Annotated in this window: 18 protein-coding genes, 1 tRNA gene and 1 pseudogene; 8 read left to right on the top strand and 12 right to left on the bottom strand. The window is 45.8% G+C overall.

From position 1 onward, the window contains the following. Positions 1 to 5: 5 nt before the first annotated feature. The 4 genes from OH663_RS12735 to OH663_RS12720 all read left to right on the top strand — a co-directional run bounded on the left by OH663_RS12735 (position 6) and on the right by OH663_RS12720 (position 3,495). Positions 6 to 1,463: a heavy metal sensor histidine kinase gene (locus tag OH663_RS12735; RefSeq protein WP_045440298.1), complete on the top strand. Its 1,458-nt coding sequence runs from the start codon at positions 6 to 8 to the stop codon at positions 1,461 to 1,463. Positions 1,464 to 1,528: 65 nt separating this feature from the next. Continuing rightward, positions 1,529 to 1,660: a hypothetical protein gene (locus OH663_RS12730; protein ID WP_255351235.1), complete on the top strand. Its 132-nt coding sequence runs from the start codon at positions 1,529 to 1,531 to the stop codon at positions 1,658 to 1,660. 78 nt (positions 1,661 to 1,738) lie between these two features. After that, on the top strand, positions 1,739 to 2,323 hold the full coding sequence (locus tag OH663_RS12725) for a flavodoxin (protein ID WP_045440295.1): 585 nt from the start codon (positions 1,739 to 1,741) through the stop codon (positions 2,321 to 2,323). A gap of 107 nt (positions 2,324 to 2,430) precedes the next feature. Beyond that, a complete protein-coding gene (locus OH663_RS12720; protein ID WP_048221992.1) occupies positions 2,431 to 3,495 on the top strand; it encodes an alpha/beta hydrolase in 1,065 nt (354 codons plus the stop codon). A gap of 245 nt (positions 3,496 to 3,740) precedes the next feature. Here the strand turns inward: OH663_RS12720 and OH663_RS12715 are convergent, their stop codons facing one another. From OH663_RS12715 to OH663_RS12710, 3 genes and pseudogenes are all read right to left on the bottom strand, one after another. Beyond that, positions 3,741 to 4,667: an alpha/beta hydrolase gene (locus tag OH663_RS12715; protein ID WP_200013310.1), complete on the bottom strand. Its 927-nt coding sequence runs from the start codon at positions 4,665 to 4,667 to the stop codon at positions 3,741 to 3,743. A 33-nt stretch (positions 4,668 to 4,700) separates the two neighbouring features. Then, positions 4,701 to 4,793 (bottom strand): annotated as a pseudogene (locus tag OH663_RS26090) (hypothetical protein); the annotation flags it as partial. Positions 4,794 to 4,855: 62 nt separating this feature from the next. After that, complete coding sequence (locus tag OH663_RS12710) at positions 4,856 to 5,374, bottom strand: 2-thiouracil desulfurase family protein (RefSeq protein WP_045440287.1); 519 nt, start codon at positions 5,372 to 5,374, stop codon at positions 4,856 to 4,858. 238 nt (positions 5,375 to 5,612) lie between these two features. Here OH663_RS12710 and OH663_RS12705 point away from each other — a divergent pair, with 238 nt between their 5' ends. Both OH663_RS12705 and OH663_RS12700 read left to right on the top strand, forming a co-directional pair. After that, positions 5,613 to 6,464: an aldo/keto reductase gene (locus tag OH663_RS12705; RefSeq protein WP_200013309.1), complete on the top strand. Its 852-nt coding sequence runs from the start codon at positions 5,613 to 5,615 to the stop codon at positions 6,462 to 6,464. A gap of 26 nt (positions 6,465 to 6,490) precedes the next feature. Then, on the top strand, positions 6,491 to 7,480 hold the full coding sequence (locus OH663_RS12700; RefSeq protein ID WP_200013308.1) for an aldo/keto reductase: 990 nt from the start codon (positions 6,491 to 6,493) through the stop codon (positions 7,478 to 7,480). 34 nt (positions 7,481 to 7,514) lie between these two features. On the opposite strand, the gene OH663_RS12695 is transcribed toward OH663_RS12700, so the two are convergent. Next, positions 7,515 to 8,408 carry a LysR family transcriptional regulator gene (locus OH663_RS12695; protein ID WP_045440282.1) on the bottom strand — a complete coding sequence of 298 codons (894 nt, stop codon included), beginning with the start codon at positions 8,406 to 8,408 and terminating at the stop codon, positions 7,515 to 7,517. A 449-nt stretch (positions 8,409 to 8,857) separates the two neighbouring features. On the opposite strand from OH663_RS12695, the gene OH663_RS12690 reads away from it, so the two are divergent. Both OH663_RS12690 and OH663_RS12685 read left to right on the top strand, forming a co-directional pair. Further along, complete coding sequence (locus OH663_RS12690) at positions 8,858 to 9,109, top strand: YdgH/BhsA/McbA family protein (RefSeq protein WP_045440279.1); 252 nt, start codon at positions 8,858 to 8,860, stop codon at positions 9,107 to 9,109. Positions 9,110 to 9,166: 57 nt separating this feature from the next. Beyond that, positions 9,167 to 9,517, top strand: a complete 351-nt coding sequence (locus OH663_RS12685) for a helix-turn-helix domain-containing protein (RefSeq protein WP_200013307.1) — start codon at positions 9,167 to 9,169, stop codon at positions 9,515 to 9,517. Positions 9,518 to 9,687: 170 nt separating this feature from the next. Here OH663_RS12685 and OH663_RS12680 read toward each other — a convergent pair. The 8 genes from OH663_RS12680 to OH663_RS12645 form a co-directional block, all read right to left on the bottom strand. Further along, positions 9,688 to 9,763, bottom strand: a tRNA-Thr gene (locus OH663_RS12680). A 253-nt stretch (positions 9,764 to 10,016) separates the two neighbouring features. Further along, positions 10,017 to 10,481 (bottom strand): methyltransferase family protein, encoded by a 465-nt coding sequence (locus OH663_RS12675; protein WP_200013306.1) that lies wholly within the window; start codon positions 10,479 to 10,481, stop codon positions 10,017 to 10,019. 267 nt (positions 10,482 to 10,748) lie between these two features. Then, positions 10,749 to 12,197 (bottom strand): EAL domain-containing protein, encoded by a 1,449-nt coding sequence (locus OH663_RS12670; RefSeq protein ID WP_263525766.1) that lies wholly within the window; start codon positions 12,195 to 12,197, stop codon positions 10,749 to 10,751. Positions 12,198 to 12,539: 342 nt separating this feature from the next. Next, complete coding sequence (locus OH663_RS12665; RefSeq protein ID WP_200013304.1) at positions 12,540 to 13,013, bottom strand: hypothetical protein; 474 nt, start codon at positions 13,011 to 13,013, stop codon at positions 12,540 to 12,542. Continuing rightward, on the bottom strand, positions 12,988 to 13,725 hold the full coding sequence (locus OH663_RS12660; protein ID WP_200013303.1) for a winged helix-turn-helix domain-containing protein: 738 nt from the start codon (positions 13,723 to 13,725) through the stop codon (positions 12,988 to 12,990). The genes OH663_RS12665 and OH663_RS12660 overlap by 26 nt, the downstream gene beginning before the upstream one ends. A 143-nt stretch (positions 13,726 to 13,868) precedes the next feature. Beyond that, positions 13,869 to 14,564 (bottom strand): fimbrial biogenesis chaperone, encoded by a 696-nt coding sequence (locus OH663_RS12655; protein WP_200013302.1) that lies wholly within the window; start codon positions 14,562 to 14,564, stop codon positions 13,869 to 13,871. After that, positions 14,561 to 16,177, bottom strand: a complete 1,617-nt coding sequence (locus OH663_RS12650; protein ID WP_048222008.1) for a hypothetical protein — start codon at positions 16,175 to 16,177, stop codon at positions 14,561 to 14,563. The genes OH663_RS12655 and OH663_RS12650 overlap by 4 nt, the downstream gene beginning before the upstream one ends. A gap of 4 nt (positions 16,178 to 16,181) precedes the next feature. Then, positions 16,182 to 18,674: a CS1-pili formation C-terminal domain-containing protein gene (locus OH663_RS12645; RefSeq protein WP_200013301.1), complete on the bottom strand. Its 2,493-nt coding sequence runs from the start codon at positions 18,672 to 18,674 to the stop codon at positions 16,182 to 16,184. Positions 18,675 to 18,723 lie beyond the last annotated feature (49 nt).

Here is an 18,723-nt window from a genome sequence, read left to right as displayed (position 1 = left end):
TAAGCATGCTTAAGCGCTCCATATCCGTCCATCTGGCACTGATGTTTGCGTTATCCGCTCTGCTGATTCTCTCCGTTATCGGTATAACACTACGAAGCTCGCTGCATGACTCATTGCAAAAACAGATACACAACGAGCTACTGTTTCGTGAATCATTAATGAGCCCGTGGATCACTGCGCGAACCTCTCTTGACGGCTGGTCTACGCTTGCCAGTAAATTCAACATGTTAACCAATTCAGAAGGCGAACTTGTTCGCTACTGGGTAGTGAGTGATAACCCACATTTTAGCGTAGGCGGAACACCGCCGACTGGGATCCAGTGGTCTTCTTTACGGGAGGGGTTTAATAAAATGCCCGGCGCATCCGAAGGGGCATGCTCACTTCATTTGTTGGTAAAAACAATCCCCGCCAACGGCGAAAGACCTGAGTTGCGCTATGTGGTTGCCATCGACTCCACTCCGTATATGGGCACGCTTGATGCATTCACGCGCACCCTGCTGATTATTGCCGCTCTGGGGGTGTTTATTGTAGCGCTGCTGGGTTATATGGTCTCAAGGATCGGCCTACGTCCGCTAGGCGCACTCAGTAAACAAGCACAGCAGCTCGCTCCGGGAGACCACGGCCAACGCCTTGATACCAAAGCACTACCAAAAGAATTGCAGCAACTCGCTTCATCATTTAACGGGGTGCTGGAACGGCAGCAGGTAGCCTGGCGACAGCTTGAAAGTTTTAACGCTGATGTAGCCCATGAACTTCGTACGCCGCTGACCAACCTGATTGGCCAGACGCAACTGGGGTTGTCACGTCGACGTTCGCATGATGAGTTGGAAGAGCTTTTAGGTTCGAATCTCGAAGAGCTTGAGCGTATGACGTCGATCGTAAACGACATGCTTTTTTTGTCACATGCTCACGCGGGTGAACACGCTTCCCAGCTTATGCAGGTTTCCCTACGTCAAGAGACCCTTAAAACAGCGGAGTATGTAGAGCCTTCCTTTGCTGAAAAACAGCTTTCCCTTGATATTGAAGGTGACGTCACCGCGCATATCGACCGACGGCTGTTCCACCGTTCACTTGCAAATTTACTGGAAAACAGCGCAAGACATTCGCCATCCAACAGCACGGTTACCGTTCGGTTGAGCGAAACGAATAATCACGCCTGCGTTGAAGTTTCTAACCCGGGTGCTCCCATTGCGCCGGAACATTTACATCGGCTTTTTGAACGTTTATATCGCGTCGATACTTCCAGGGCCAGGAGCGATACCCATCACGGGCTGGGTTTATCAATCGTACGTGCCGTCGCCATTATGCACCAGGGGGACGTCTTTGCGCGTAGTGAGGACGGTATCAACACATTTGGTGTCACGTTTGCAATGCAGCCGGATAACGCATTCAGCCACGCTCCCCCCGGGACAGAGCCAGAAATAAGATTAACTGACACAGATGTCAGGGGGTCGTCAGCCTGAAGACATGTCCCACTCTTTAGAATCATCGCAGGCTATCTTTCCCATCCTTGATAAGGACGCTTTGCATGACTCGATATTTACCTTACCCCGCACTGTTTCTGCCCTTCTCTACGTTTTCTTCCTGGACAGCGATACTGCTGACCTTTGGTTTTAATCTCTCGGCAAATGCTGCACCCGCTGGTGCAGTTTCGGCGTGAATATGGCGAAAATGCTGCAGCCATTCACGTTGAAGAAGCATTGGAATGGGCGGTGGCAAGCAAACAGAGGAGTGAGTTATGGAGCATGATTCCACCCGAAGAATGTTACTTACAGCGCTTGCCGGGCTCACACTGGCGAACGTTTCTCTGGCTTCAGCGGCAACTGGAAACGCAAACGTGCGGGGCAATAGCCGCATTCTGGTAGCGTACTTTTCTCGTAGCGGGAACACACGGGTGGTTGCGGGTATCATTCACCGAAGCCTGAATACCGATCTGTTTACAATCGAGCCGGAGAAACCTTATCCGGAAGACTATTTTCAGACCGTTGAACAAGCAAAAAATGAACGGGCCCGGGGAATTAAACCGGCATTAAAAAATAGCGTCGCAGATATCGAACGTTATGAGGCCGTGTATTTAGGCTTTCCCGTCTGGAGCACCAGTGTGCCACCCATAGTACAAACCTTTCTGAGCAGCCATAACCTCGAGGGAAAATTACTCATCCCCTTTATCACCCACGGCGGTTACGGTAAAGGGGACAGCGACGGCATCCTTGCAAAACTTGCCCCAACCGCGCGCCGGGAAAAACCGTTGGTCATTGAATGCGATCAGGAGCGGAGAACCACAGAGATGGTAACCAACTGGTTAGAGACAATACGTAGCTAATCGTTCGTATTCATGAACAGGACAAATAAGGGTAATCATCGGAACGAAATTATCGCCAGGGCCAACTCAGATATTATTAAGCTGCAAACATAACAGAGGATGTAATCTTGAAGACAATCTTAAAAGCGCTGGCCATCAGCGTGATAGCGGGTGGTCTGGCGGTTCAGTCGGTGTATGCAGAGCCATTAATCATTCAGGAACAAGGAAGCTTTTCTGCTGGCGGCGCTATCATCGCAGCACCAGGTACATTTAACGCGAAAAAACCACTGGATTCTGCTGGTCAAACTTATCATGGTGATCATGCGTCTGTTTTCTACCAAATTCCGGAAAATCCGCATAAATACCCTATTGTCATGCTGCACGGCGCAGGTCAGTTTTCCCGTACCTGGGAAAGTACACCGGACGGTCGCGAAGGGTTTCAGAATATATTCCTGCGCCGTGGGTTCTCTACTTATCTTGTCGATCAACCGCGTCGGGGCAGCGCCGGGCGCTCTACAGTAGAAGGTACTGTCACGCCAAAACCCGATGAGCAGATGTGGTTTAATCAGTTCCGTGTTGGCGTGTGGCCTGAGTATTTTAAAGGCGTTCAGTTCTCTCACGACAAAGAGGCACTGAATCAGTATTTCCGTCAGATGACTCCGAATACAGGGCCGTTTGATATCAATGTAATTTCTGATGCGATGTCCGCAGTAGTGGATAAATCCGGTCCGGCTATCCTCTTCACCCACTCTCAGGGTGGCGGGCCAGGCTGGTATACCGCGATGAAAAACGACAAGGTCAAAGCCATTATCGCCTTTGAGCCAGGCAGCAGTTTTGTTTTTCCGGAGAAAGAATTACCGGCACCAATGCCAAGTGCTTTCGACACGCTGAAAGGTGAACCTGTTCCAATGGAACAGTTTATGGCACTGACTAAAATCCCGATTCTGATTATTTACGGCGATAACATACCGGATAAACCCGTGGCGATGCCCGCGCAGGACAGCTGGCGAGTACGCCTGGCAATGGCTCGTGAGTGGCGCAACGTGGTGAACAAACACGGCGGGGATGTGACGGTTACGCACCTTCCGGAGATAGGGATCAAAGGCAATACTCACTTCCCGTTTTCTGATCTGAATAATGTTCAGATCGCGGATTTAGTAAGCCAGTTCCTGAAAGAGAAAAAACTGCAGTAGCACGAGAAAATATTGAGCCTCCAGTGATGAAGGCGCAGAACGAATATCCTATTTATAAAGATTTTCTCTGGTTTGAAGTAGTCTGATCTCAGTTGTGAGACTTTCAAATCAGGCTATCTGCTGTGAGCGAGAAACTGCGTTGCGCTAATAACATCAGGCATAGTTTAATCATACATATCGGGGTGGGTAGTCGCCCAACCCGCTCGAATCTGAAAACTTGTGCAATTTCCCAGGGCTGCATATCCTTATTCAGGGCTAATGTTGCCTGCATTTTTAGACAAAAATTGAGAAATGGCATCAACTATACCGGGCGCAAGAGGAAGTGATGGGTCTGTATAAGCAGCAATATTTTCTTGCCTGTTATCTGAAGTAACCGGCTTTAATACGTGATTTGTATCAGGAAACATTACAACAGTTGCTCCAGGGTTTGCTGCTGCAAGTTCTCCTGCGTTGTTTTTATCCACCTGAATATCTCGTTCTCCTTGTAAGATCAATATCGGTTTAGTTACAGCCTCTATCATTTGGCTCGGGTTGTATGTAAAAAGGTCTATAAGAAATCCCTGAACTGAAGGATTGAATATACTTTGTAATACGGGGGGCATATTTTCAACATCGATATATTGGCCCTGTTCAAGCGCATCGATAACTTTACCCCCCAGCGTTTGAAGAGTCGCGTCCTCTAGATTTGTTTTGAACTGATGCCGCAAAACTTCGCTCAGGGGGCGTGATGGTGTTGCGACCAGGATTATGCCAGAGATCTGATTTTCCTGAGCTGAAGCTAGTGTAACTATCCCACCTTCGCTATGTCCAAGGAGCCAAACACATTTTGTATTGAATCGGCGGTTCAGAATGTTCAACCACGACCGAATATCGTCGACATAATCTTTCAAGACTACCGAGTTCGCATCCATAACTGCTGATGAACTGCCAAACATGCCACGTTTATCAATTCTTAACACCGCTCTGCCTTTTTTAGCCAACCCTTCCGCAAGAAGTCGGTAAGTCCCGGCATTGACGCCAAGCGGATTATTGCCCTCACGATCAGTGGGTCCTGAGCCAGGAACGATCAAAATAATATTCTCAGGATTTGGAGAAGAACTGAGTAAAGTGCCTTTAAGGGGGCCCAGTGGACCATCTGCTTCCAGGAAAGTTTCGTAAGGTAAATTCGTCATAAGTTTGACTCAATGGGAGGAGTAGCCCTACATTTAACAGCCTTTACTTTTGAAAAAAATCAATCTTGCCTCGTTTAAACTAAAAGTATTAGCCCCGCCAGAGTAATCAGGATTTTCAAACTGAACAAGATCATCTTCTCATTCACAGATTGGCACGAAGCGGTCTGAATTAAGACGGATGATACCCGTTAAGAGCGGGAAGCGGACGCTAACTCAAAATCTCTGTCCTTAATCCAGGAAATAAGCTCCACAACCTGTGTATCTGAAAATACTTTTATACCATGCTCTGAGAGTAGCGATGCCGCAACTCCCATACCTGATTTACGCTGGCCACTGAAAGAGCCGTCATAAATAAACTCGACACCACATGTTGGACTGCCGTCAGTTAACAACGCAGCGGTGCAACCAGATTCCAGTGCCGTGCGCAATGCCAGCCAGGCTGCGAGTCGATATTGTTCCGTAACATCTCGCCCCGTGTTCTCTATTATGCTGGCTCGCCCTTGCATCACATCTGTGCCGCAAGCAGAAATAATCTCTGCCGGTGGGCGTGGCACAGGCAACCCGGCAGCCATTTCGGGGCAGTGAATTACCAGACGTTGTTCTTCTTGCCAGCGAGCAAGTTGAGCCGTCACCTGTGCTTTCTCACTTCCGTTATAACGGACTTTTAACCCCATCAGGCAGGCACTTACCAGTATTTTATTTACCATCGTTTTTTTCAATTTATGTACAGAACATTTTGATCATAACACTTCGTCACGATGCATTAATTACTCACCATTAACAACACATATCGACAGAAGTGACTTCCGCTCCTGTACTAAGCCTATTGTCATATATCCACAAGATTAATGAACATATCTAATAAACCCTAGCTAATTACCCTATCTAATCGAATAAATCAGTTTGCGTTATGCTTTTCCCGGACAACAGCTGAGAGATAACGTCATGCAAACTGTAAAACTGAACAATGGTATCGAAATGCCCCTGCTGGGTTTTGGTGTGTTTCAGATGACGGATGCCGCCGAATGCGAGCGTGCCGTTATTGATGCAATCAATACGGGATACCGCCTGATCGATACCGCTGCTTCATACCAGAATGAAACCCAGGTTGGGAACGCACTGAAACAGACCGGTGTCACTCGTAGCGAGCTCTTTGTAACAACCAAGCTTTGGCTACAGGATACCAATTACGCAGGTGCTAAAGCTCAGTTTGAGCGTTCATTGAACCGGCTGCAACTGGACTACGTTGACCTGTACCTGATTCACCAGCCTTACGGTGATGTCCATGGTGCCTGGCGTGCCATGGAAGAACTGCAACAGGCAGGCAAAATTCGCGCCATTGGCGTCAGTAACTTCCATCCTGACAGACTGGCCGACCTTATCGCCTTCAACAGCGTTGTCCCCGCAGTAAACCAGATTGAAGTTAACCCCTTCAACCAGCAACTGCATGCCGTTGCCTGGATGCAAAGCCGTGGGATTCAACCGGAAGCCTGGGCTCCGTTTGCTGAAGGTAAAAATGGTCTGTTCCAGCATCCCGTATTAACGGCGATTGGTCATAAGTACGGCAAAAGCGTAGGCCAGGTTGTTCTGCGGTGGATCTTCCAGCGAGGCATCGTTTCGCTGGCTAAATCAGTACGAAAAGAACGTATGGAAGAGAACATCAACATTCTCGATTTTGAACTCACTACTGAGGATATGCTGCAGATTGCCGCCCTTGACACCGCAACCAGCGCATTCTTCTCACACCGCGATCCAGCAATGGTGGAATGGCTGACTGGCCGCAAACTTGATGTTTAAGCCGCGATAAAAGAGGTATTCATTAAATGCAAAAACGTTATCTGGGTAAATCCGGGTTAGAAGTGTCAGCGCTTGGGCTCGGTTGCATGGGACTCAGCCACGGCTACGGCCCGGCGACAGATACCCGTCAGGCTATCGAACTCATTCGCGCAGCGGTTGAACGTGGCGTTACTTTCTTCGACACCGCTGAAGTGTATGGTCCATTTCTGAATGAAGACGTTGTCGGCGAAGCCTTAAAACCCTTTCGCGACCGCGTGGTTATCGCAACTAAATTTGGTTTTACCTTTGGAGATGACAACAAGCAGCAGATTTTAAACAGCCGTCCAGAGCATATCCGTGAAGCTGTTGAAGGATCATTACGCCGTCTCAAGACAGACGTTATTGATTTGCTGTACCAGCACCGTGTCGATCCTGATGTTCCAATTGAAGGTGTTGCCGGAACGGTAAAAGACCTGATAGCAGAAGGGAAGGTCAAACATTTCGGTCTGTCCGAAGCGGGAGCACAAACCATTCGCCGTGCGCATGCTGTACATCCTGTCACTGCCCTGCAAAGCGAATACTCCATGTGGTGGCGCGAGCCTGAACAGGAGATCCTGCCGTTGCTGGAGGAATTGGGCATTGGTTTTGTGCCATTCAGCCCATTAGGCAAAGGATTCCTGACAGGCTCGATTAAGTCAGGAACGACTTTTGGGAAGGATGATTACCGCAGCACCGTGCCGCGCTTCGCCGAGCAAGCGATTGAAGCCAATGAAAAGCTGGTCTATTTATTGGGTGAACTGGCTGCCGAGAAAGGTGTAACGTCTGCGCAAATCGCGTTGGCATGGTTACTGGCACAAAAACCGTGGATTGTTCCTATTCCGGGTACAACCAAACTGCACCGGTTGGAGGAAAACCTGGGAGCTGCTGACCTTATTCTTTCGCAGGATGATTTATTTCAGGTAACACAGGCGCTTGAAACAATCAAAATCGTCGGCGCGCGCTACTCACCTGAGCATCAGGCTCGTGTAGGCCGTTAAAACTTAAGCGGGTCCACCGTGAATTACGGACCCGCTATTCAGAGTACCGAAGCGCATCTATCATCAGCGCAAAAGCGGGTGGATGCTGTTTGCGGCTGGGATAATAAAGGTAATAACCGGGGAATGAAGGACACCACTCCTGCAGAACCAGAATAAGTTCTCCTGACTTTATATAATCCTCAACCATATCCTCAGGAACACAAGCGATACCAAAACCAGATAAAACAGCATCGATCCTTTCTGCCAGTAGATTAAAGGTCACCTGCCCTTCAACTCTGACCCGTAACGGTTTCCCTTCCTTCTCGAACTCCCAGTGGTAAAGCCCACCGGCAGTCGGCAGACGCATATTGATGCAGCGATGATTTTGTAATTCGTGTGGTGTTTCAGGAGCAGGGTTAGCGGCGAAATATGACGGTGCGCCAACCACTGCCATTCGCATATCCGGTCCGATCCTCACAGCGACCATGTCTTTAGCCACGCTCTCGCCCAGACGAATTCCGGCATCAAAACGCCCTTCAACAATATCGACAAAACCATTATCAACAACCAGTTCGACATTGATTTCCGGGTATTCCCTGAGGAAAGGTTTTAGCTTCGGCCATACAAGACTTCGCGCAGCATGTTCCCCGGCGGATAAACGGATATTGCCGGAGGCAATACCGTTAAGTTGCACGAGCGATTCCAGCTCCTGCTCAAGATCGGCAATACGCGGTTCAAGACAGGCAATAATTCTCTCACCTGCTTCTGTGGGGGCAACGCTTCGGGTGGTTCGGGTTAAAAGGCGGATGTTTAACCTTTCCTCCAGCGCTTTTATCGCATGGCTAAGTGCTGACTGAGAAACACCAAGTTTGCCAGCAGCTTTGGTAAAACTTCTCTCCCTTGCTACCACAAGAAAGATTTGCAGTTCGTTGAAGTTTTCTCTAAGCATTGGCTATTTCCTTATTAAAGCATTCCCCCAAAGAGGACCATGATGGATGTTCACAGGCACCATCATTTTAGCCTCATTACTGACAATAGCGATAATTGATATTCTGTTCATACTAGAAATAAGTCTGTGTTATCAGAAGTTTTGTCATGAAAATACGCGTTACCGCGGCACCTAAAAATATTACTTTTCGTCATGAACACTACCATTAAATTGGCCCATCACCCCGTGACTTTTTTTAGATATGGACACCTCGCGGTAAGGAACCTGCGTGCATTATCAACAGAGAAACCTGTATTCAAAACAAGTTAACCATCTAAAAACCTGACAATTTTGTCATATGGCTGTCAGTTTTATGACAGCTTAGAACCGTATATTTATTTGTGAGAACCAGCAGAAATTCCTTCTGTTCTCAGGTCTGGTAAAAAATTTACTCAGAAGAGGTACGCAATATGAAAACACTATTTGTGACGACATTCCTCATCGGATTTATTTCAATGAATGTTGCATCTGCAGCCCAGCATATTAATCATACAGATGGTAAACAAAAGATTGGCGTAGTCTCAACCAGCAATGCCTATACACTTAATGATTTATCGAATGAGCTTTCTCGCAAGGCTGATGAACAAGGTGCAACATCATTCAAAATTCTGTCAATCACAGGGAACAATCGTTTGCACGGTGTTGCAGCAATTTATAAATAAATTATCAATATCCTGAGAAGGATGGTGTCATAAACCTTTCATAATGAGCGTCAACTTATGTTCAGAACAGAAGACATCATCGATGAGATAATCCAATGGATTGATTTAAACATACACAAACCGCTGAAGATCGAGGATGTTGCAGCGCGAGCAGGATACTCGAAGTGGCATCTTCAGCGGGTTTTCATGCAGGTTAAAGACGTTAGTCTTGGTAAATATATTAGAGATAAAAAACTCAGACTTGCGGCCAGGGATCTTGTTGAAACCAATGAATCGATTATAGAAATCGCTTTTAAGTATGGTTTTGACTCTCAACAGACGTTCACAAGGGTGTTTTCAAATAATTATCGACTGTCACCTTTAAAATATAGAAAAATCAAAAGGATAAAAAAATCAAAAACTCCCTGATACATTTAAAATTTTAAACGCATTTAAAATGATGCAACCTACGATAGTGCCCCCACTTATGCCCCCCAACAATAACTTGATTCCGGTTGATAACAGCAGATAGATATGGGCCAGGAGCCACAACATACGGGCTTTGCGTTGATTTAGGTAGACTTGGGAAGAGTTTGAAATGGTGCCGATAATAGGAGTCGAACCTACGACCTTCGCATTACGAATGCGCTGCTCTACCAACTGAGCTATATCGGCCCTGAAAAGGACATGTCCACGAATGTGAGCACGGGGTAGAAGGTTAAAACTAACCGGGCGACGCGTCAATGGCCTTGCGAATCAAACGCCTATTTTTGCATCACCCGGTTTCAATTACGCACGAATCGTGTCGTCACAAAGCCTACCCATTTGTATGTGGTCAGTGCTTCCACACACGCCATCACAGACACAGCGGAGCGCTTGCATCACTTTTCCCATTGGCAATAGCTATATTCGAGATCACCGGGTATTACTATAACCAACGACGAACTTGCCGTTCATAATGTTCCCATTCCAGCCCGAAATGTTTTCGCAGTTGTTCCTCTTCAAAATCGATATGCAATCTGGCAACTACCAGCATAAACAGCGGTACAGCCAGTATCCCGGCAATGCTCCCGACACAGAGAGCAAAGGCCAACTGGAGTCCACTCATACCAAGGTAGATCGGGTTGCGGCTCCAGGCGTAACATCCGCTGGTAACAAGCGTGGTCGATTTTTCTGCATGAAGCGGGTTGAGCGTCGTACGTTTCATCCGCATCTGCCACGCGGTATGAAGTATCATCGCCAGGCTGACAACCGCCAGCAATACGCTTAACGCGGTATTCACCGCGCCGAAAGAAAAACGCTGGCTCAGCGTCAACGTATCCGCGACGAGGAATAGTACTAAGATCAGCGGTGGCGGAAACCATACTCTTAATTTTATCAGGAAATTACGCATGGCTACGGGCTAACCTCGGGACTTTAGCGATTAACACTTACACAGCTATGAATAACCCGTTTAGGATAAATAAACAAATGATGCTTCGCTCGCAACAGGATATCTCCTTAACCAGACAGGCAAAACCTATCGTGCCTGTCTCTGCAAAAAAACTGCACCGGAGGCATTTGCCCCTGATGCTCCGGAAATAAAAATAGTGTAGATAACCATACGGCTTTTAACACACGCACGTACTAAGTCTTATGCCCTTCTCACTCCCGAAAGGCTCTACGTTGAGAAAGTGGAGTCAGACACTGATTCAAACATACTTACAGACTGCTTGTAATACCGGATAAAATCATCAAACGTCACTGGCGGTAAAAATTGATAACCCTGCAGGTAATCAACATTATTTTTTCCCAGCCACTGCTGCTGATAGCCGTATTCAACGCCCTCCGCGACCATACGCAATCCCAATAGTCCGGAAAGGTGAATGATTGACTCGAGCATAGGAATATGTTGCTCAACCTCTTTAATAGCCTTGATGAACGTTTTATCAATTTTTATAACATCAAGTTCTAACTCATTGAGATAGCAAAGGTTAGCGTATCCAGTCCCAAAATCATCTAAAGCAAACAGCACCCCTCTGTTTCTCAGTGATCGTATCAGCTCTTTGATTGCCGGAGTGATAGTGAGGGTCTGGTTTTCGGTTATTTCAATCATCAATTTAATCGGTAGCCTTTGCGTTATTTCCATGAAATTAAGGCATTCCCAATAAAAGACGGGGTTGCTTAAACCAGATGGACTAACATTAAATGAGACGAATAGAGTTTTATTGATACCCTCACCTCCATCGACCAGTACACGCGCAACGGTGGTCATTAAATAGCTCGTCAGCTCATTAATTAAACCACTTTTCTCTGCCAGCGGAATAAACTCACGCTGAGAAATGGCATAGTTATGACCCTGTGGCCAGTGAGCTAAAACCTCAACACCACAGACGTCCCCACTAATATTTACGATGGGTTGAAAATAAGGAATGATTTCTTCATTCCTTATTGCCATACTCAGTCTACTAGAATCTGAGGCATCATATGCATCGCCGTAAATTATATTCTCTGCAGAATGACTGTTTGTCGGATAATCTTCATGCAATAAATTATTCCGGGTCAAAAAAATGACAACCTCATTAAAATGAGAAAATCCTAGTCGGGCAGTAATTCTTTCCCGATATCGATACACTGACTTAATTGTTAGCGAGTTAGCAATACAAAAATCGTGCAACTTTTCTTTTGTGAATGATGCATACAGCATTTCCTCTTCAAATTCAGTCAAATGAAAAGTAAACATTGTTGAACCTTTAGTGACTTCCACAACCTCATTAGGTTCCATTAGATTGGCTCTTAGCTGAGAAATCAATTGATCCGACAACTCCCGTCCACTAATAAAGGCATACTCCTCGTACCCCCGATTAACAGGACGGGTTTCATTCATCCGAAGAACAATACAATTTATATTAATAAACTGTGTACTGTTTCTCTGGAACCACTTCCTGACCAGGAATAATGGTAACCGGTTATCGATAACCAGCAAACAGGACGGATATTGTAGAGTAACTGACGGCGTACCAGAAATAAATGTCCGCGCATCGACCAACACCAGATTTGGCAACCATGCTTTTATTCCTGAGAAAAGAAAAATATCATAACTGAGCAGAAAAACCTTTTTCGTATTCATAGTTACCACCAACTTAAATTTATGGCATAGCAGGTCCCTCGTTTTATAAACGAGAGAATATACAACACCTTCAGCCTCCAGCAATTATAATGCGATTCGCAAATTAACTTTATCCATAAGTCATATCACGTAGTTTCAGAGTTTATAATCACGATTATCCACATGAGTATTCCCAACAAATGGTAAGGCCATTTTAAATATTAAAAAAGGAAAATTCCTAATGTTTTATAAGTACAAATCCTTTTACTCACTTTCACAGCAAGGCAAAATAAAAAACCACAATTCAAACAGCAACAAAATATACAACCACAAACAACCGTGGAAATAATACTTTATTGCAATTCATGCTGCCCGACAAACCATGAGCGTACGTCGCAGATCTCTTATCGCATAAACATTTCCCGCGATATGAATGATCTTGTAATAGAAAATATCCTGACGTGACATGAGCAGGTCTGTAACTTCATCAGGGACATTATCATTTTTATTTTTTACGGTAGCCACACGGCGGGTCTGTAGGTATCCATCGCGATCTTTACCTATAAAGTTCAATTCGACATTACGATCTACGGCGTAATGTTTACCCTGAACATTAAGGCTTCCCACCTGAGATATCCTCCCTTTTGTAGCGGAAGAAATACGAAAAACCAGCAGAACTTCACCTTCAATCTTTACACCCTGAGTTTGCGCCTCCAGATGCAGATAATTTTTGGCAGAACAGGTCAGCGTCTCCGAATCATGATGATGATAAAGATAGAATGCTGCTATTATTGCAAGGATGACACCCACACTAATAAATAAAGTTTTCGCATTCATGAGCAGCACCTCCTTTACCTAGCGAACAAATTCCGAGAAAGTTCTCTTTAAGAGAGTTACCTGCTGATAAATTATTGTCATCATAAAAAACAATCGTTTTCTTACCATCATGACAAACCGTATTCACTTTTCGCCACATATCAGAAGATAAAAACGCTTTAGTTTTATCAGCGTTATTGTCATCTGCAGTATAAAGTTCACAATCACCTATTGCCCTAATATAGATAAAATTCGTGGTGCCTGAATTAAAAACTGGCAATATGAAAAAAACACTCCCAAGTAAAAAAAATAATAAAATGAGCAGAATAATATTTTTACGCTTAGGTCTTACGGATGAGAGCACCTTTTCCGTTTCAGATACCAAACTCACAACTTCATCCCCACTGGAAGATGTCGATTCGTCGCAGATCGAAGCATGGAACAAAAATCCCTGCCGGGGCAGCGTTTCAATGGGATTTCCCGCCCCCAACTCACTAAAGGCTTTTCGCAAAATACTGATACTTTTATTAAGACTATGACCCGATGGAGCCATACCATGCTTTTCCCATACTTCTTCAATGATAAAATCGCGATGGAGTTGTTGATTTTTATGGGCAATAAATAACTCAAGTAGTCTCACTGTAGACGCCGAAAGGATTATTGTAGTATCGCGATGTTTCAGGCTTTTGCTGGTGGAATCATACTCAACCTGATCATTAATTATACTTTTCATACTACTGGCTCTTAAATACCGTGATATTGAAAACAAATAACCATAGCCTCATCTGTGCTGAGCTGATTACTACATTTTATATAGATGGTTACAGTATAGGTTCAATATCTAATCATGGCATATCAGATCAGACTCAATGCTTACTATTGATTGAGTTTGAAGCACCCCTGGCCCACAGGTATGTATTTCTGCAGCGCAACGATAAATTTTCGGTTTTTTGATTTCAGTTCGTTACTATGCCAGCTTTCCCCCGGTAACACATAACGCATGGTGGCTTCATCATCGGTTGAGTTGCACCCCTGGTGTATGATGATTTTAAAAAAAGTATTCCCGGTGTTTTTCAGTGTCCCGTTTGCCTCATCAATGGTATAAGCCAGATTCATTTCCCTTGGGCGAACAACCAATATTGTGTCCATAGCGATGACCGGGAGAGCCTGCCCTCCTTTCTCTTGATTACGCTCGGTAAACAACGTTATCGGCATTTCGCGAAACAGAATTCGGTAATAGCGTTCTTTATCATCCTGCGGACCACGGTAGAAAATCTTAAAAAACTCGCTCGCCTGCGGTGCCAGTGAAAAACTCAGCGGTGTAAACAGAAGTTCGCCTTCAGCAATGGCACTTCTGTTTTCACCTCCCGGACCCGGTTTATCAATTTTTACTGCGCCAATACTATACAAATTCTGTTTCTGGCTATCGTTATAGATTCGTTTGCTGATAAACGATTTATCCGATGGCATCTCATAAATGGTCGACTCCAGGTAGACAGCCTGTGCGGAGAATGCAGACAGCCCGGAAAGAAAGATAAATGCCCATCTAAGTGCCAGACGGCAGTGGCTCATGGCGTCACTCCCACCCAATTCGCCGTTACTTTTATCTCACCACTGGCACTGACGACACCTTCCCAGTCTGTACCGGTAACGGTTAACATCGAACGCGAATCATTCATTGGGAAAAGCAACTTCAAATCAGTAGCATAGTAACTTCCGTCATCGTTGTTATTTGCGTCCCAGGGCGTCTGTTGCCACTGCGCATCACTCATGTTGATTGCCGCTTCACTACAGCTATTTCGTTTCTGCACCACGCCCCCCGATTGACTGTTGTACTGAAGAAAGGCGGGGATTGGGACGGACAGTCCTCCTTGCGTGGAGGTAAACAGGCAGTAAGGCACGCTATTTATCGTCGTACTCTCCCCGATAACTTGTGCCGTAATGCTATCGGCCTGACGGGGACCCGAGACGGTTACGGTGTAATCCATTTCAATAGGAGCGGCATCGCCAATCGTGCCACTGCCGCTCGCAGAAGCGGTGTTATCCGAAGAGATGATACTGATCCCATACTCCTTCGGCACAATATTGAGCTGTAGCGAAGGGGTAAACTGGTAGTGCCCTGACTCTGGTGTTAGGCTATTATAAAAACCGAAGGTAAACGGTTGACTGTTAGTAATGCTGATACCTGAATCAACGAGATTTTTCAGAAATGCTTTCGACAGAAAAATATAAATGTACTCTCCAGAAGTCGTGAAAACGTTGGAATAAACAGTTGAAGTATTATAGTTATACCAGTTTGAACCATTCCCGGAGTATCTCACTGTGGCCGCTCCTGGTGTAAAACCAAGCATCGCCGTGTCAACATAAGCGCGAAATGTTAAGTAGGTGGTTAGGTTTGCCGTTTGTTGCAGGTTAAAACTCACCATTTTGCAAATCACGCCGTCTGTGCTACCTACCACGCCAAGCTCGCAATAACCGGAGTCTTTGGTAATGCTCGGGGTACCGTCGCTGGCAACCCAAAGTTCTTGAAATGCATTAGTCGAAACAAGTGACAGATGCCCGCGTTTGGTTAACGTGTAATTAACGTAATTCCATAATCCAGTGGATTGGTCTTTGCAGCGTTGCCCGGAAGAATAATCATAATTTACAGAAGTATAACAGCGGTTGAACACATAGGTTTCGCTGCTACCGGTAGGCACATTACGAAAGTATTCATAGGCAGTATCAGTCAGAGAGGCGAATCCGTAGGCGCCACCAATAACGCCTGCGACAGACCCTACTTGCGCATGATAAAAACCGTTTTTGTCAGTGCCTTGCCCGGCAATAAACCCAGTTGATGGACACTGGGTGCCACTATAACAACGGATCCCCCGAAAAGGTCCATTAATCGGGGAATTATCAATCCACATGTCCTGATAATAATTTCCAGGCGCAGTCCAGCCGACAAAACCTAAATACCCGAGACTCACCTGAGAGGTACCGTATTTTATCCACGTGTTTGACCCGCTGAAACGCGGATCGAGTAACGAGGGGGTAATAAAGTATTCACTATCAATGGCATTTTCAATAAACAAATAGTTATTACTGACTGAGCCGGAAGAGATTGCATTCAAAGCCAAAGCAGGCACAGGCGCGAAACTCCCCACAGCACATATTACAGTAGCTAATTTAATTAATACTTTCATTTTATTACCTCTGCGCCATCGTGGTTTGCGTTGCACATTTCACATCACCAACCCACGCTGCACCGCGTGTTTTTTCCAAATCGAGATCGGCTTCGCATATGCTGCCATTGGCTGAAATTAACGTAATGACCGGATACTTCTTATCGATATCGATAGCAAACTCACCCTTTTCATCCGTACGCGTTTTACCGATGTGGTTATGGATATCGGTATTTGCAGCCAACTGCCCATCGGGGTAACGAATACGCCCGAATACGGTGACCATGCTTTTCACTTCAGGGTTGATAACACCCACGTTGCCCGGATATAGCGTCAGTTCCTGCTTACGCCCTGAAACAATATCGAAGCTATCTTCAGAGTTTTTATCATTGAGGATCTCCAGCTTGTACCGAGCATAAGGCGGCAGTGCAATGAAATTTGATTTGCCGCTGAGAATATAATTACGGTTATTAATCTTCGCAGCCAGTTTCCCCTCGCCGGTCAAATCTGTTTTCACAATGACGCCAGACCGCTGCCTCTCTTTACTCAGACCAAAATCTTTACCTGCCCACGCCAGGGAACCTTGAGAAGAGAAGTTCATATTGGTGGAGTTGTCTGCGGAACGCGTTACCGATACGGTGCCTGCGTTATATTTCGTGTCATAACTCAGATTCCCGTTTATAGAGTAATTGTTATCGTAATACTGTTCACCACTCAGACGTGTTGATGCCGACAATCCGACCGATTTGATGGGGCCTTCAGCATACTGCTTTCGTGCACTGAGATTACCCTGGGTGCTGCCATAGCGATCCCGGGAGACCCCCATGCTCAACCACGAAGCCAACGGTAACGATAAATCCAGGCTGACATAACGTTCCTGACGTCCATCGTCATTTCGGTTGTTGTAGTAATAGCGTTGAATACCTGCACGTAACCCAACCGAGGCATATCTGCCAGAATAAAGGGTTGTGCTGTAGTCCAGGTTACGGTATTTATTTCCCGAGTAACGATTCTCCGTCTGACTAACAGTAAGCGAGCCTCCATGAGGAATAAACTTTCCGAGGTTAAGAGTTCCACCAATGGAATAATTGTCACGCTCCTGCATGGGCAGACGATCGCCAATTTTACTATCTTCACGAGATGCCCAAAGAGAACCATATCCCTCAGGTACATTGAGATTGATGTTACTGATGTTTCGCCATGACGAATCGTTCGCCACCAGCGTCTGATTGCCAATGCTTACGTATTCATTCACATTGAGCGTGACGTCCGTTTCATTGACCATATTATTGTCAAAGCCGTAGATCGTCGATTTCAGACCTAATCCCGACAATATCGCCAGCGTCACCGATGCAGCCCCTCCGGCAATCCAGGTCTGCTCACTGCCCAAATCCCGATAATGGTTACGTTTATAGCTCACACGGTCGTAATCCAGTGAGCCACCAAAAATCTGCCATGAGAGCTGATCAATTCCGGCAGCTTGTTGGCGTGCAAAGATTTTATTAACCCGGCTAATACGACTATTAATTGTCCGGCCATTAACCACGATATCTACCGTGACGTCATAAACACCATACGGAAAACGACTGGTATCAATTTCATAGCTGCCCATATTAAAGTTCTGTACGCTGAGCAAACGCCCGTCACGGAATACATGAACTTCACCAGCTGCTGGCAAAAATACGGTGATCGGTGTGAGCGAAAGCGCGGTATTTTCAACAACGGTACTTCCTTTGTTTCCGTAGCTCACGCCATAAATTTTACCGCCATTAAGCGCATTCAGGCTGGCAATCGACTGGACATTCCAGGTGTCCAGCATCCCTAGCGCCAGTCGATACCCTTCATAATCGCGCTCATACATCGCACGGTATAGTTTACTGGTACCATTGCTGTCACCTATGCCGTAGAACGAACCATTAATGTTGATATGGTGTTCACGCAGCGATGTTGTGTTGTCCATCGTCAGATAGCTGCGGGTACTGCTGCCGTTACGATAATCGTTGTAGTAAGAACCAAAGTTATAGTTCAGGACGTTAGAGAGAGAGTCCACGCTGGAAGGTCCAAGCAGACTGCTTCGCGCGACAATCGCTTCAGTTAATGCATCTTTGCTGACAATCATCTCCAGGTGAAATGAAGAGACATTGAGTTGCAGGCGCGCGTCATCTGATAGCTCTATATTCGTGTTATCATGAAATTTCACATCACGAATTTTTTCCACCATCGCGCGTGTTTTTCCAGATAACACCGCATTATTAGGCAATTCAGCGAGAGTCAGAGCTTTTACTGTAATATTGCCATCAACAAGCGAAATCACCGCATCGGCAATTTTTTGCTGACTTTTCTCGTCAGTCTCGTTGTAACGAATATATACCGGCACCGTCATTCCCTGCTCCAGTGAACGGGCGAAAGCGCTGGGAATAACGTAATTGCCCACTTTTACTGGGGCTGCATGTGAAAATCCTGGTGTCAGCGCAAGAAAAAAACAAATGCTACCGCCGACAATATTTGTTGTTGTCATATGCATCCTTACATTCCGGTATTTTTATTTATCCCGTACAGATGGCTGC

This window comes from Citrobacter sp. Marseille-Q5395, assembly GCF_947057495.1.
GTDB classification, from domain to species: Bacteria; Pseudomonadota; Gammaproteobacteria; order Enterobacterales; family Enterobacteriaceae; genus Citrobacter; species Citrobacter murliniae.
This window is presented reverse-complemented; position numbering and strand designations above follow the sequence as displayed.

Coding starts and splice junctions, on each gene's coding strand:
- OH663_RS12735 (WP_045440298.1), top strand. CDS start 6: ATGCTTAAGCGCTCCATATCCGTCCATCTGGCACTGATGTTTGCGTTA.
- OH663_RS12730 (WP_255351235.1), top strand. CDS start 1,529: ATGACTCGATATTTACCTTACCCCGCACTGTTTCTGCCCTTCTCTACG.
- OH663_RS12725 (WP_045440295.1), top strand. CDS start 1,739: ATGGAGCATGATTCCACCCGAAGAATGTTACTTACAGCGCTTGCCGGG.
- OH663_RS12715 (WP_200013310.1), bottom strand. CDS start 4,667: ATGACGAATTTACCTTACGAAACTTTCCTGGAAGCAGATGGTCCACTG.
- OH663_RS12710 (WP_045440287.1), bottom strand. CDS start 5,374: ATGGTAAATAAAATACTGGTAAGTGCCTGCCTGATGGGGTTAAAAGTC.
- OH663_RS12705 (WP_200013309.1), top strand. CDS start 5,613: ATGCAAACTGTAAAACTGAACAATGGTATCGAAATGCCCCTGCTGGGT.
- OH663_RS12700 (WP_200013308.1), top strand. CDS start 6,491: ATGCAAAAACGTTATCTGGGTAAATCCGGGTTAGAAGTGTCAGCGCTT.
- OH663_RS12695 (WP_045440282.1), bottom strand. CDS start 8,408: ATGCTTAGAGAAAACTTCAACGAACTGCAAATCTTTCTTGTGGTAGCA.
- OH663_RS12690 (WP_045440279.1), top strand. CDS start 8,858: ATGAAAACACTATTTGTGACGACATTCCTCATCGGATTTATTTCAATG.
- OH663_RS12685 (WP_200013307.1), top strand. CDS start 9,167: ATGTTCAGAACAGAAGACATCATCGATGAGATAATCCAATGGATTGAT.
- OH663_RS12675 (WP_200013306.1), bottom strand. CDS start 10,481: ATGCGTAATTTCCTGATAAAATTAAGAGTATGGTTTCCGCCACCGCTG.
- OH663_RS12670 (WP_263525766.1), bottom strand. CDS start 12,197: ATGAATACGAAAAAGGTTTTTCTGCTCAGTTATGATATTTTTCTTTTC.
- OH663_RS12665 (WP_200013304.1), bottom strand. CDS start 13,013: ATGAATGCGAAAACTTTATTTATTAGTGTGGGTGTCATCCTTGCAATA.
- OH663_RS12660 (WP_200013303.1), bottom strand. CDS start 13,725: ATGAAAAGTATAATTAATGATCAGGTTGAGTATGATTCCACCAGCAAA.
- OH663_RS12655 (WP_200013302.1), bottom strand. CDS start 14,564: ATGAGCCACTGCCGTCTGGCACTTAGATGGGCATTTATCTTTCTTTCC.
- OH663_RS12650 (WP_048222008.1), bottom strand. CDS start 16,177: ATGAAAGTATTAATTAAATTAGCTACTGTAATATGTGCTGTGGGGAGT.
- OH663_RS12645 (WP_200013301.1), bottom strand. CDS start 18,674: ATGACAACAACAAATATTGTCGGCGGTAGCATTTGTTTTTTTCTTGCG.